Raw genomic sequence first — 12,859 nt, 5'->3', positions numbered from 1 at the left:
GCGCAACGACTTCACCGCACGCGGGGAGAACAAGCGCGAAGAACTCGCCGCATTCCTCGAAGACCTCGAGCGGCAGGCCACCAAGTTCGAGGAGATGCGTGATCGGTCCCTCGCCCGCGAACGCGCGAAGGCCGAAGCACGCGCGTCCTAGTGCCTGCGGCGAAGCCGCTGTTCAGGTCGAGTCGGTTGCTCGGTATCGGTGTACCGGCCTTCCGGCGCGGCCGTATTCGAGTCGGACCGTGAGGACCCCCGTAGAGGCATAGTGCTCCAGGTATCGCCGCGCGCTCACCCGCGAGAGACCGGCGAGGTCTGCGCATTCACTGGCCGATACCTCGCCGCCCTCGCGAACTGTCCGTAGCACCAGCGACCCGGTTTCCTGGCTCAGCCCCTTCGGCAGGCTCGGGCCCGCGGACGGACTCGGTGCCCCGAACAGCGAGTCGATCACCGACTGGCTCATGCCTTTCGAGCTCGACAGCGCACGAGCTCGTCGGCGGAAGTTTCCGAGTTTTTCCAGTAGCTGTGGGTACTCGAACGGTTTCACCAGATAGTCGGCGGCTCCACCGTGCAGCGCACGGCGCACGGTGTCCAGCTCTCGGGCTGCGGTGACGACGACGACTGCCACGCCGTTACCTTCGCTGCGCAGACGTTGCAGCGCGTCGAGACCCGAGCGGTCCGGGAGGTGGACGTCGAGCAGCACCAGATCGGGTGCAAGCGTGCGGACTGCAGCGACCGCATCTGCCGCGGTGTGAACCACGCCGACGGTGCGAAAACCAGGGGTGGCATCGACGAATCGTCGGTGTATGTCTGCAACCATGAAATCGTCGTCGACGACGAGGACCTCGTAGGTGCGGTCCGATTCACTCATCTGTCCCGTCACTTCCGACGCCTGCCACGCGCGCGTTCCCGTGTCGCGGTGATTCGTGGTCGTACGGAATACGCACGGTGAATCGTGCACCGCCGGTTCCCGGAGCATCGTCGACCTCGGCGGTGCCACCATGCTGGGTGCTGACGATCCGGACGAGCGCGAGTCCGATGCCTCGCCCTCCGGGTGTCTCCGTCTTCGATGTGACGCCGCGCGAGAAGATTTCGGCGCGCATGCTGTCGGGAACACCTGGTCCGGAATCGGCGACCTGCATCTCGATGCCGTCGGAATCATCGATGTCGACCACGACGCGGGCACCCGTGCTTCCGGTCGACGCATCCACGGCGTTGTCGATCAGGTTGCCGAGCACGGTGATGATGTCGGTGGCGAGCATGGGATCCAAGGTCTGCAGCCGAGAGGTCGGATTCAGTTCCAGCGCAACACCGGTCTCGGCAGCCAACGATGTCTTCGCGATCAACAATGCCGCGACGGCCGGGTCGGAGATACTTCGGGTGACGGCGTCACTGATTTCTGCTCGACGGCGTGTCAGTGCACCGACGAAGTCCGTCACTGCGTCGTGGTCGCCGAGTTGAGTCAGACCCGAAATGGTGTGCAACTGGTTGGCGAATTCATGAGTCTGCGCACGCAATGTGTCGGTGACCGACTTGTGGGAGGACAGCTGACTCTGCAGCCGAGCCAGCTCGGTGCTGTCACGCATGGTGGTGACCGTACCGATACGTCGGCCCCTGCTCGAGGCCGACCGCCGACTGAGCACCAGCATTCTCGTCGCCGTCGGGAGCACCACATCGCCGCTGTCCTGAGCGTCGATCAGGTACCGGCGGACAACTGGATCCAAGGGAACCTCGTGAATACTGTGGCCGATCACCGTGGCTGCACCGGAAGCATGCTCGGTCAGGCCGAGGAGTTCGGCGGCGCTGTCGTTGAGGACCGTGATCACACCCTCGGTGTTGACTGCAATCACACCCTCACCGATGCTGTGCAGCAACGCTTCTCGATGATCAGCGAGACTGGCGATCTCCTCGACCTCCAGCCCGCGTGTGTGGGTCTTGATACGCCGAGAGAGCAGCAAGGAACCGATGAGCCCGAGGACTGCTCCGAGTCCGAGATACAACAGCAGCGGTGCCCCGGCATCGGCGACGAGGCGCCAGGTGGACGGGTACGTCGAGCTGACGGCAACAACGGCCAGAACCTCGCCTGTCGGCGCGAGAACCGGGACGTGACCCGAGATCGATTCTTGTCCGTCGACCCGGACATCGCCGGTCCAGGCCCGTCCGTCCTCGGCATCACTCGCACCGAGTTCCCCGGCGATCCCGACGCGATCCGGAACGGAGGAAGCGACGATCAGGGATCTGCCCACGTCGGTCGCGTCCAACACGACGACGTCGGCGACGGATGCCCCGGACAGGTCGACGGCCCGGTCCACCTCCGGTGCCAAGACCTTGTCTGCTTCGACGGATGCAACCTGTTCGCGGACAACAGGAGTCGAGGCGAGGTTCTCGGCAACGGCGAGGAGGCGTCCGCCCTGGGTGTCGCGGAATTCCACACCGGCCTGGTGCACCGAGACGCCTGCTACCGCGACCAGGACCACGGCGACGACGACCAGCTGCAACAGCAGAACCTGGCCTGCCAGGCTGCGCGGTGCCGGTCGTCGTCGCATGTGCCTCATGATGCCTGCAGCCCCCTCCGACCGTGTCGAGTACGGAGTCAGATCGACGCCAGGACGTACACGACCGACGACAAGGCGAACCCGACGAGCGAGATCAGGGTCTTGATGACACTCCACGTCTTGAACGTGGTCGGGACGTCCATACCCAGAAGCTTGCCGATGAGCCAGAAGCTGGCGTCGTTGACGTGGGGGAAGATCGACGACCCTGCAGCGAGGGCGAGGATCATCGCGACCGTCTGAACCGGATTCAGCCCCGCTGCCATGATCGAAGCACCGAGGAGCCCGGCCGACGTGGTGATGGCCACGGTGGCAGTGCCGAGGGCGATGCGCAGGATGGCTGCGACGGCGAAGGTGGAGACGATGAGCGGAAGACCCAGGTCGCGAAGCGTCTCGGCGAGGGCGTCACCGATGCCGCTGGCGAGCAACACCGCGCCGAACATCCCGCCGGCCCCGGTGATGAGTACGACGGGAGCGATCGGCTTGAGCGCGTTGTCGAGCAGATCCTCCACGAATGTGGCCGTGCGGCCGCGACGAAGTGCGAGCACATAGATCGAGACCATGACCGTGATGAGCAGGGCGACGGGTGTGGATCCGATGACCTGCGGGACGGTGACCAGCGGCGAGTTCTCGTCGAGGCTGCCGGTTCTGGCCGCTGTTGTGAGCGCCGTGTTGGCGAAGATGAGCAGCAGCGGGAGCATGAGCAGCGCGATGATCACACCCGGCTTGGGAGGGTTCTCCACCGTCTCCACCTGCGGGCCACCGCTGAGCAGATCCGGCACCGGGAGATAGATCCGCTTGCCGATGAAGGTGCCGTACAGATGCCCGGCGATGAACCAGGTGGGCACTGCCACGAGGATGCCGATCAGGATCGTCAGTCCGACGTCGCCGCCCAACAGGATGGTCGATGCGACGGCACCTGGGTGCGGCGGCAGAAACACGTGCATGGTCGACAGTGCCGCTGCAGCGGGCAGGGCGTACAGCAGGACGCTTCCGCCGAGCCGGCGAGCCACGCCGAAGATGATGGGGAGCATCACCATGAATGCGGCGTCGAAGAAGATCGGGAACCCGAACAGCAGCGACGCGACTCCCAGCGCGAACGGGGCGCGCTTGTCGCCGAACTTTCGGACGAGCGCACTGGACAGCGCCTGTGCTCCGCCGCTGATCTCGGCGAGCCGGCCGAACATGGCACCCAATCCCACGAGAAGTGCAACTTCACCGAGGGTGGTACCGAATCCGTCGATCAGTACGTCCTGGATCTCCGAGATCGGAATGCGCGCAGCGAAAGCCGTTCCGAGAGAGACGATCACAAGTGCCAGAAGCGGATGTACCTTCAGCTTGATGATCATCAGCAGTAGTACCGCGATGGCGATGCCGGCGATCGACAGCAGCGCCGTTGTGGAAAGGGTTTGGACCCAGTCGTCCACGAGATGTCCTTCCGTGATTCGATCAGCGCACGGCGAAGCCTCGCAGTGCACTGTTGGACGCCGACCTCGATCGGCAGTTCGGGGTGGTTGTTACCGGGTGATGCCGAATTCGGCCAAGGTGGTTCTTACTCGAATATCTTCTGCCGCAATGAATTCCGAGAAATCATCCCCAGTGAGGAACGAGTCGGTCCATCCGCGCAGAGGCATCGCGGCCTGCCATTCGTCCGTGTCGCGCATACGGGTCAGCGCGTCGACCAAGCCGTTCCGGGCCGAGTCCGAAATGCCGGGTGGAGCTACGAATCCGCGCCAATTGGTGAATTCGAGCGGGATACCGGACTCGGTGAGTGTCGGGGCGTCGTACGCGGCGGTGATACCGCGGGACCGTGCCTCGGGTGCCTTCGATACTGCGAGGATGCGAAGCGAACCACTGTCGACTTGATCGATGTACTCACCCGCTCCTGCCACGCCCACGTCCACAGTGCCGTCGAGTACTGCCGCGAGGAGATCGCCGGCACCGTCGAACGTCACCAGGTTCAGGGCCTCGGTGTCGATGTCGGCTGCACGGGCCAACTCCACGGTGAACAGGTGATCGGGCCCGCCCAACGCAGAGCCCACGCCGACGACCACCTGCTGCGGTCCGCGACGCCAGGCGTCGAGGAAGCCATTCAACGACGGCATCGGAGAGCCCGATCGAACGACGAGAGCTTCCGGTTCGTCCACCAGCCGTGCAAGTGCGGTGGCGTCCGACAGTCCCCAAGGTGCCTCGGCCACCTGCGCGACTCCGACAACACCCACCCCGACCATGCCGATCAACGCACTGTTGCCTGCCTCACGAACGAGCCTGGCCAGCGCGACGGAACCGCCACCGCCGATGACGTTGAACTTCTCGATGGGCCCGGTCAGGCCGTGCTTCTCGAGAATGCGCGACGCGGTTCTGGCAGTCACGTCGTAACCGCCGCCCGGAGTGTTGGGGATGAGCATCCGTAGATCCGACGGAGTCGTCGACCGACCGAAACCGGTACAACCGGCCGAGAATGCCATCGGCAACGTCGCCAGACACGCCAGCGCGCGCCGTCGCGTCATCGAGCTCGGTGGATTCGTCATCGTGCGTTCATCTTGACCCACGGCCGTGACCGCCGTCACCCATAGGTAACCAATGATCACAAAGTTCTTTGTGGTCCTGCGGTGCTTCGGCGTTGCCGCATACTGGGGTGTGAACGAATTCTGGGACCGCATTTCCGCGGTGAGTCCTGATCCGCCGGTGTGGATCGTCCAAGTTGCCGCGCTGGCCGCTCTTGTCATCGTGGTACTGCCGCAGACCTGGCGCATCGCCCGCAACGTCGTGACCATCGCGCACGAGGGTGCGCACCTGTTCGTTGCGCTGATCACCGGCCGACAGCTGATGGGCCTGCGACTGCACTCCGACACCTCGGGCGTCGCTATCTCGAAGGGCAAGCCCACCGGCCTCGGCGTCATCGCGATGACCTTCGCCGGCTACGTGGGGCCGTCGCTGCTCGGTCTCGGCGCCGCGTTCGTGCTCGGAACCCAGCATGCAGTCGCGGTGTTGTGGATCGGCGTCGTGTCGATTGCGTTGATGCTGTTGATGATTCGCAACATCTACGGGCTGCTCTCACTCGTCGTCGTCGGCGCTGCCCTGTTCGTCGTGTCCTGGTGGGGCACCGGAGAGCAACAGGTCGCGGCGGCGTACTTCATCACGTTCTTCCTGCTGATCGCCGGTCCGCGTCCCGTTCTCGAACTGCAGAAATCACGCAGCGCAGGACGGGCCAGGGACTCCGACGCCGATCAGCTGGCTCGGTTGACCTTCCTCCCCGGCATCGTCTGGGTCGGCCTGTTCCTGCTCGTCACCGTCGGCTCACTGGCGTTGGGGGCGTGGCGAATTCTGATGCCGGTGCAGTGACGGGAAGCCGGGTGGTCCTACCGGTCTACGAATTGTCGGTCAACATCCTCACCAGTCGGGCCACCCGATCTGCGCGGGTCTGCTCGCGCGCCGCGTTGTCGATCGGCATCAACAATTGGCGCCGTTCGCTCGCGCGCTTGCGCTCCCAGGCCGCTGTGCACTGTGCGTTCTCCATCGCCTCCTCGAGGTCTTTCGGAACCGGCACCAGATCGGGGTCGGCCGGCTCGAACTCGCACGACAACAGATCACCGATGTGGACGCCCAATCGGCGCTGAAGGCCCGCACCGACATAGACGAAGGACCCGGGCATCACATCTGCATCAGCCTTGTTCAGTCCCAAGTTGAGGCTGAGGCCGTCGATCGAACCGTCGATCCGGCGCGTCGGCCATCGCTTCGCAGCCTCGACCAATTCTGCCGGGACTCGGACGATGGCATACGTGTTCTTGCCCCACGTCAACGGTTCGAGCACTCCGTCGAATCGAATGCGATCACTCACGATTACCTCGCATCGTAGACACACCGCTGAGGGAAAATTCGCCCACGATCGCAGCATAAACGAACGATCTTTGCGGAACGGAGACTCGCATCGAACCCCCACGCAGATCGAGACCCGTTAGGTTCGAGTCGTGAACCTCACCGAAGTATGGGCGGCATACTTGGCAACGCTCCGTGACCGTGCGCCCGTCACCGCCGCCTCGATTCGACCCCCACGGACATCGGATGAGCGAGAGTCTGCGGAACGTGCGACGACCCCGTGGACGGACGAGTTGCGCGAGTTCTACGGACTGCACGACGGGCAGCACGAAACCTACGGCGAGGAGTACGTGCCGGTCGGCTCCGTGCTGCCGGACTTCACTCTCTGCTCGCTCGACCGAGCTGTGGATCGGCACCGGTTCAGTCTCGAAAATCTGCATCCGATCGACGATCTGGGTGAGGACTGGCCGGCCGAAGTGCTTGCTCAGGAGGCAGGTGAGACGGCCGAGATGTTCGTCCCGGCATATGTTCCGATCGCCGAAGACGGTTCAGGCAGCACACTTTACGTCGACACGCGCCCGGGTGCTCGGCAAGGCTGTATCCGCAGTTTCTCGTACGATTCCGCAGACCAAGGCGCGCCCTGGTTCGACTCCCTGACCGAGTACATCGCAGCGGTGCACCGCAGCGTCGAGACCGGATCGGCGATCTACGACGACGTGACGCCCACGTTCGTGGAGGGCGTGCTCCATTGGCGTGACCCCGCGCTATCGGAGGGATCGATGGCATACGCGGCTACTCTGCCAGTCGTGCGAGTGCCATTCCCGCTCATCGATTTTCGCCCATCGCAGCTCTCGGCCGACGACGACCTGATCGATCTCGACCATGTCCGCCGCATCGTCATCGAGACTGCTCGGAGGCTGCATCCGTCGGCCGTTGTGGAGGACGCCCGAGCGTTATATCGGCAGGTGCCGCGTGTGCGCGGTGCCAACATGAACTGGTGGGTGTCGATGGATGGATCGGAGGTGGTCTACACCGCGATCGTCACCGGAGAAGATCACGACGTCATCGTCCTGGAGCTTCCATCCGGGGGATGCGTCTTCGAAGTGGACGAGTGAGTCGAGCGTTGGACTGGTCCCGACGAACGAAGGGATACGCATGGCCGTCATGGACGACGCACCGAGAGTGCATGCCCAGACACGTGCGCAGTGGCGGACGTGGCTGTCCGCCCATCACGGAACTGCGGAATCGGCGTGGCTGGTGTCGTGGAAGAAGGCCACTGGAAAACCGGCGATCAGCTACGACGACGCCGTCGCGGAAGCGCTCGCGGTGGGGTGGGTGGACAGTCGACCCCGCAAGCTGGACGACGAGCGAACCATGTTGTATTTCTCGCCCCGCAAACCCACGAGCGCGTGGTCCCGTCCGAACACGATCCGTATCGAGACCCTCCGTGAAGCAGGCCTGATGCTTCCCGCAGGGGAGCGGGCCGTCGAGGCTGCCGTGGCCAACGGAGCATGGACCGTTCTCGACGAGGTCGAGGATCTGATCGTTCCCGAGGACCTGGCCGCCGCCTTCGCCGAACACGTTGATGCGGAGAGCAATTGGAGCCAGTTTCCGCCGTCCGCGCGTCGCGGGATTCTGGAGTGGATCGTGACCGCCAAGCGGCCCGAGACCCGAGCCTCTCGAGTGCACGAGACGGCTCGGCTCGCTTCGATCGGCGAGCGCGCAGCTCGATGGCAACCCAGGCGGGACCGACAGCCGGGGTAGCCGGCCGTCACGAGCGAAGCGATCCTCGAAAGATGATGTCCAGCAATCGGCGTCGCGCCTCGGTAGGCGATAGCTGTTCCTGCAGCACGTGAGAGGTCATCGAGGTGATCCCCGCGATGACAAGCCCGGCCAGCATCTCGACGTCCACATCGGCCCGAAGACGTCCTTGCCTGCCCAGAACCGACAGCAGCCCGTGTACATCTGCGCGGAACCGTTCGATGTGTCCGGTGACGGCCTGCGGCGGCGATCCCAGTGCGGCCGTCGTGAGCAGGGCCCTCGTCGGAGATTCGACGAAATAGTTCAACTGCAGGTCGATGTAGTCACCCAGCACCGTCATCGGATCCGACCCTGCGCCCCGGTCCAACACGTCCTGAAGCCGCGCCTCGACGCGCACCACTTCCTGCTCGACCCAGGCTTCCAGAATCCGAGGCACGTCCGGAAAGTAGCTGTACAGAGTAGGTCGGGACACCTTCGCACGCGCGGCTACCGCGGACATCGTCATGCGCCCGGTCCCCTGCTGGCCGGCCAATTCGATCGCGGCGAGCATGATCCGTTGGCGAGCGGACAGCTCGTCGTCCGTCTTCACAGCGCTCTCCCCACCACTCCTTGTCAGCAGCCTTACAACCTGTAAGGCTAACGGTCATGCCACGCACTCCGCACCCGGCCGTCGCGACCGAGCATCCTCTGTCTCCGGACAGGCTGAGGCGACTCCGCATCTGGAACCTCTCGCTGTCCGCGCTGCACGCTGTTCAGGCCATCGCGGTGCTCGTCATCGCATCCGACTTCGCCATCGATGTGACCACCGCCTACCCCGCGGGACCGCCGGGAACGGTGGTCCCGCAAGCGCAGGAAGCGTTCGCGGTTCCCATCGGTATCGCGGTCGCCGTCTTCCTCGCACTGGCGGCGGTGGATCACTTCGTCACCGGGGTTCCACTACGAAAGTCGTACGAACGCACCCTCTCTCGCGGTATCAACCCGTTTCGATGGCTCGAGTACAGCGTCAGCGCCACGATCATGGTGGTCCTCATCGCGCTGTATGCCGGCATCACGCAGATCAGCGCGCTGATCGCGATCGTGGGTGCCAACGTCGCGATGATCCTGTTCGGCTGGCTCCAGGAGCGCTTCAACCAACCTGGACAGCGACCGGACCTCACCGCGTTCTGGTTCGGCTGTGTCGCCGGTGCCGCACCCTGGGTAGCGATCACCGTGAACCTCGTCGGGGCTTCGGAGGTACCCGGGTTCGTCTACGGAATCTTCTTCTCGCTGTTCGTCTTCTTCATGAGCTTCGCGGCCAACCAATGGCTGCAGTACCGAAGGATCGGGCCGTGGAAGGACTACGCATTCGGCGAGTTCGTCTACCTCGTACTCAGCCTCGCCGCGAAATCTGCTCTGGCCTGGCAGATCGTTGCCGGGTCGCTCGCATGATCGGACGCGGAAGGTCACACCCGGGGTCCTTCGACGACGACGTGGTTCTCATCACCGGCGCGACGTCGGGCATCGGTGCCGGACTCGCCACCCGGTTCCACGCTCGTGGGGCCCACGTCGTCGTCACCGGTCGCGACAGCGTGCGCCTGAGTGCGATGGCCGCGGAGCACCCCGGCATGACGCCGATCGTCATGGACGTCTGCGACCCGGAATCCGTGGGCCGCGCGATAGCGGAGATCGCCGCGTCGATTCCGCATCTGACGACCCTGATCAACAATGCCGGAGTCCAACGCCCACTGGACTTCTCGGCGCAGGAGCAGCCGGCGAGTGCCGAGATCGCCACCAATTTCACCGGCCTCGTCAACGTCACCTCGGCAGCGCTGCCCCTCCTGCGCCGTGCTCCTCGCGCGAGGGTGGTGCACGTGGGCTCCGGCCTCGGCTTCGTTCCGCTCACCGGCGCTCCCGTGTACTCCGCGACCAAGGCAGCCGTGCATTCGTTCACCGTCAGTCTTCGGCATCAACTGCGCCGAACCACCGTTCAGGTCGTCGAACTCGTCCCGCCGGTAGTCGACACACCGTTGCACCGCAGCATGGACAGCGCGCCGCCGATGGCGATGCCGTTGGAGAAGTTCCTCGACAAGACGATGGCCGGACTCGACAGTGGCCGCGACGAGATAGCCATCGGACTGGGCCGAGTGTCGATCCTCGGGTCGAGGCTTGCCCCTTCGATCTTGCTCGGACTCGTCAATCGAGGCAGTCCACCCCGCTAGAACACCACCCACAGCAGCGATGCCAGGGCGAAGATCGCCAGTCCCAGTGTCGTTTCCATGACGGTCCAGGTCTTGAGGGTCGTCTTCTCGTCCATGCCGAAGAAGCGGCTGACGAGCCAGAAGCCGGAGTCGTTGACGTGGGAGAGCACGGTGGCTCCGGCGGCCAGGGCGAACACCAACAGCGCGATCTTGAAGTTGCTCAGATCCAATTCGGCCACCTGCACCGAGATCAGTCCGGCGGTCGTGGTGAGAGCGACGGTGGCCGAACCCTGGGCGACGCGTAGCGCGGTGGCGATCAGGAAGGCCTGCAGCAGGATCGGCAGTCCGAGGCCGGACAGCGAGGAGGTGAGCGACTGCCCGATGCCGCTGGCCCGGAGCACGCCACCGAACATGCCGCCGGCACCGGTGATCAGGATGATCGAGCAGATGGGCCCGAGCGCCTGATCCATGTACTTGGCACCGTCGGCCACCGGGAAGCGTCCCGGCGCGAGGATGAACAGAGCCAGCAGCAGCGTGATGAGCAGCGCGATCGGTGTCTGACCGATGAGCGTCAGCGCTGCGGCCCAGGTCTCGTCTCCGGTCAGCACACCCGACGTGGTCAGTGTGTTGACGACGGTGTTGAGAGAGATCAACACCAGAGGCGTCAGCAGAATGAACAGCACCGCACCGAACTTCGGAGCCGGATCGCGCAGCGCGGCCATTTCCTTGTCGTGCTCCTCGGAGTTGGCAGCGCCGTCGGAGAAGAGATCTGCAGGCAAGGTGTGGAACCGCTTGCCGAGCTGGGTACCGACGAGGTACGAGCCGACGAACCAGGAGACGACGGCAACGGGAACGCCGACGAGCAGTACCGATCCGATGTCGCCGCCGAGGAGTTCGGTGGCAGCGACCGGACCGGGGTGCGGGGGAACGATGGCGTGCATCGCGGCAAATGCGCCTGCGGTCGGGAGGGCATACAGCAGCACCGATCCGCCGAAACGTTTGGCGACGGTGAAGATGATCGGCAGGAAGACGACGAGGCCCGCGTCGAAGAAGATGGGGAAGCCGAAGATGAGTGCGGCGACACCGAGCGCCAGAGGTGCGCGTTTGGCCCCGAATCGGTTGATCAGGGTATCGGCCAATACCTGTGCGCCACCGGTGATTTCGAGCAGTCTGCCGACCATCACGCCGAGGGCGACGAGCAGCGCCACCGAGCCGAGCGTGGAACTGAAGCCCGAGAGCAGGGCCGACGGCACGTCCGCCAGTGGGATTCCGGCCGCGACGGCGGTGACCGCGCTGACCAGGACCAGGGAGACGAAGGCGTGCAGTTTCACCTTCATGATGAGGAAAAGCAGGATTGCAACGGCTGCGGCGGCGATCAGCAGCAGAGCTGTCGTTCCGTATGCCGGTTCGATCGGATCCATCGGTATACCTCGTTCGCTCGGCTCGAATTTTGACCATAACGGACACTCGGGACGTCGCGTGGGGTTACGAGCGCTGGTTGTGAGTCGGCTTCGGACGGGTGGAGTACCGTGCGGGTATGAGTGATGGGGATCACGTACTGGGTGGGGACGGCTCCGAAGAACCGACGAAGGAGCAGCTGCGCGAGCAAGCGCAGCGGTACGCCGCGGCTGCGCGTCTGAAGATGAAAGAGCGTCGGGAGAAGTCGTCCGGGGGCCTCGGAGCGGTGGTTGCCGAACGCGCAGGCGGCTGGGACCTCGATGATCAGAACACCGTGGCAATGGACCGGCAGCAACGACTCTGGAACGGGGTGATGGACCGCTACTTCCGGATGGAGATCGACGGTTGGGAGACCATTCCGGAGTCGCCGGTGCTGGTGGTCGGCGTGCACTCGGGTGCGCCGTTCGTCTGGGACGCGTGGACCGTCGGCGCTCAGTGGTGGCGGCACTTCGGTGAGAAACGCATCCTGCACGGAACCGCGCACGATGCCTTGATGGCGTTCCCGTTGATCGGAAAAGTCTTTCGATCCATGGGGGTGCTTCCCGCGGCACCGGACTCGATGTCGACGGCACTGGCCGAGGGCCGGGACGTCATCGTGTGGCCTGGCGGTGAGGTCGATTCGTTGCGGCCCTGGAGCAAACGGGACGAGGCCACTCTCGGTGGTCGAACCGGCTTCATCAAGCTCGCCATTCGGATGGGTGTGCCCATCGTGCCGGTGGCGACGGTGGGTGGGGCCGACGCGATGCCGGTGCTCATTCGCGGTGACAAGCTGTCGAAAGCGTTGAAGCTGGACAAGATTGCGCGGTTGAAGGTGTTCCCGATCGCGATCTCGCTGCCGTGGATCATTGCGCCCGCCGCGCTTCCGCAGATTCCGTTGCCCGCGAAGATTCGCACTCGATTCATGCCGCCGGTCGAACTGGACCACGATCCGGCTCGATGCGAGGACGAGGCGTACGTCGACGCCAAGTACGACGAGGTCCGCGCGAGCATTCAGTCCGGGATGGACGCCCTCGCCCGCAAACGGAAGTTCCCCGTCTTCGGCTGATCGACCGCCGCACTGGCATCGCGGACCGAAGCTGACCGCGATCGTTTCTACCG

General features: G+C 64.5%; 13 protein-coding genes and 1 pseudogene. 7 read left to right on the top strand and 7 right to left on the bottom strand.

What is annotated here, in order from left to right; all coding sequences use genetic code 11:
• Positions 1-151, top strand: a pseudogene (locus tag CH283_RS28855) (acyl-ACP desaturase); the annotation flags it as partial.
• A 21-nt stretch (positions 152-172) separates the two neighbouring features.
• Here the strand turns inward: CH283_RS28855 and CH283_RS22650 are convergent.
• From CH283_RS22650 to CH283_RS22635, 4 genes are all read right to left on the bottom strand, one after another.
• The gene (locus tag CH283_RS22650; RefSeq protein ID WP_094640450.1) at positions 173-865 is read right to left on the bottom strand and encodes a response regulator; all 693 of its coding nucleotides are present in this window, start codon (positions 863-865) and stop codon (positions 173-175) included.
• Entirely contained in the window at positions 858-2,540 is a 1,683-nt protein-coding gene (locus CH283_RS22645) for a sensor histidine kinase (RefSeq protein WP_373557646.1), read from the bottom strand. The genes CH283_RS22650 and CH283_RS22645 overlap by 8 nt, the downstream gene beginning before the upstream one ends.
• A 47-nt stretch (positions 2,541-2,587) precedes the next feature.
• Positions 2,588-3,973 carry a GntP family permease gene (locus tag CH283_RS22640; protein WP_094640452.1) on the bottom strand — a complete coding sequence of 462 codons (1,386 nt, stop codon included), beginning with the start codon at positions 3,971-3,973 and terminating at the stop codon, positions 2,588-2,590.
• A gap of 90 nt (positions 3,974-4,063) precedes the next feature.
• Positions 4,064-5,077 carry a Bug family tripartite tricarboxylate transporter substrate binding protein gene (locus tag CH283_RS22635; RefSeq protein ID WP_255183308.1) on the bottom strand — a complete coding sequence of 338 codons (1,014 nt, stop codon included), beginning with the start codon at positions 5,075-5,077 and terminating at the stop codon, positions 4,064-4,066.
• Positions 5,078-5,186: 109 nt separating this feature from the next.
• On the opposite strand from CH283_RS22635, the gene CH283_RS22630 reads away from it, so the two are divergent.
• Entirely contained in the window at positions 5,187-5,891 is a 705-nt protein-coding gene (locus CH283_RS22630) for a M50 family metallopeptidase (RefSeq protein WP_094640494.1), read from the top strand.
• Positions 5,892-5,916: 25 nt separating this feature from the next.
• Here the strand turns inward: CH283_RS22630 and CH283_RS22625 are convergent, their stop codons facing one another.
• Positions 5,917-6,387 (bottom strand): YdeI/OmpD-associated family protein, encoded by a 471-nt coding sequence (locus CH283_RS22625; RefSeq protein ID WP_068048844.1) that lies wholly within the window; start codon positions 6,385-6,387, stop codon positions 5,917-5,919.
• Between the two features lie 130 nt (positions 6,388-6,517).
• Between CH283_RS22625 and CH283_RS22620 the strand changes: the two genes are divergently transcribed.
• Both CH283_RS22620 and CH283_RS22615 read left to right on the top strand, forming a co-directional pair.
• On the top strand, positions 6,518-7,480 hold the full coding sequence (locus tag CH283_RS22620) for an SMI1/KNR4 family protein (protein ID WP_094640453.1): 963 nt from the start codon (positions 6,518-6,520) through the stop codon (positions 7,478-7,480).
• 40 nt (positions 7,481-7,520) lie between these two features.
• A complete protein-coding gene (locus tag CH283_RS22615; RefSeq protein ID WP_094640454.1) occupies positions 7,521-8,129 on the top strand; it encodes a YdeI/OmpD-associated family protein in 609 nt (202 codons plus the stop codon).
• A gap of 7 nt (positions 8,130-8,136) precedes the next feature.
• Here CH283_RS22615 and CH283_RS22610 read toward each other — a convergent pair whose 3' ends face one another.
• Positions 8,137-8,715 (bottom strand): TetR/AcrR family transcriptional regulator, encoded by a 579-nt coding sequence (locus tag CH283_RS22610; protein WP_068048854.1) that lies wholly within the window; start codon positions 8,713-8,715, stop codon positions 8,137-8,139.
• A 56-nt stretch (positions 8,716-8,771) separates the two neighbouring features.
• Here CH283_RS22610 and heR point away from each other — a divergent pair, with 56 nt between their 5' ends.
• Positions 8,772-9,554, top strand: a complete 783-nt coding sequence (gene heR, locus CH283_RS22605) for a heliorhodopsin HeR (RefSeq protein ID WP_094640455.1) — start codon at positions 8,772-8,774, stop codon at positions 9,552-9,554.
• Entirely contained in the window at positions 9,551-10,324 is a 774-nt protein-coding gene (locus CH283_RS22600) for an SDR family oxidoreductase (RefSeq protein WP_094640456.1), read from the top strand. The genes heR and CH283_RS22600 overlap by 4 nt, the downstream gene beginning before the upstream one ends.
• Here CH283_RS22600 and CH283_RS22595 read toward each other — a convergent pair.
• Complete coding sequence (locus CH283_RS22595; RefSeq protein WP_094640457.1) at positions 10,321-11,724, bottom strand: GntP family permease; 1,404 nt, start codon at positions 11,722-11,724, stop codon at positions 10,321-10,323. The genes CH283_RS22600 and CH283_RS22595 overlap by 4 nt on opposite strands.
• A 116-nt stretch (positions 11,725-11,840) precedes the next feature.
• Between CH283_RS22595 and CH283_RS22590 the strand changes: the two genes are divergently transcribed.
• On the top strand, positions 11,841-12,806 hold the full coding sequence (locus tag CH283_RS22590) for a lysophospholipid acyltransferase family protein (protein WP_094640458.1): 966 nt from the start codon (positions 11,841-11,843) through the stop codon (positions 12,804-12,806).
• Positions 12,807-12,859: the final 53 nt, after the last annotated feature.

The sequence above is a fragment of the Rhodococcus sp. 05-2254-2 genome (assembly GCF_002259095.1).
Taxonomy (GTDB): domain Bacteria; phylum Actinomycetota; class Actinomycetes; order Mycobacteriales; family Mycobacteriaceae; genus Rhodococcoides.
The sequence above is the reverse complement of the archived record's forward strand: the minus strand, read 5'-3'. Positions and strand labels throughout refer to the sequence as shown.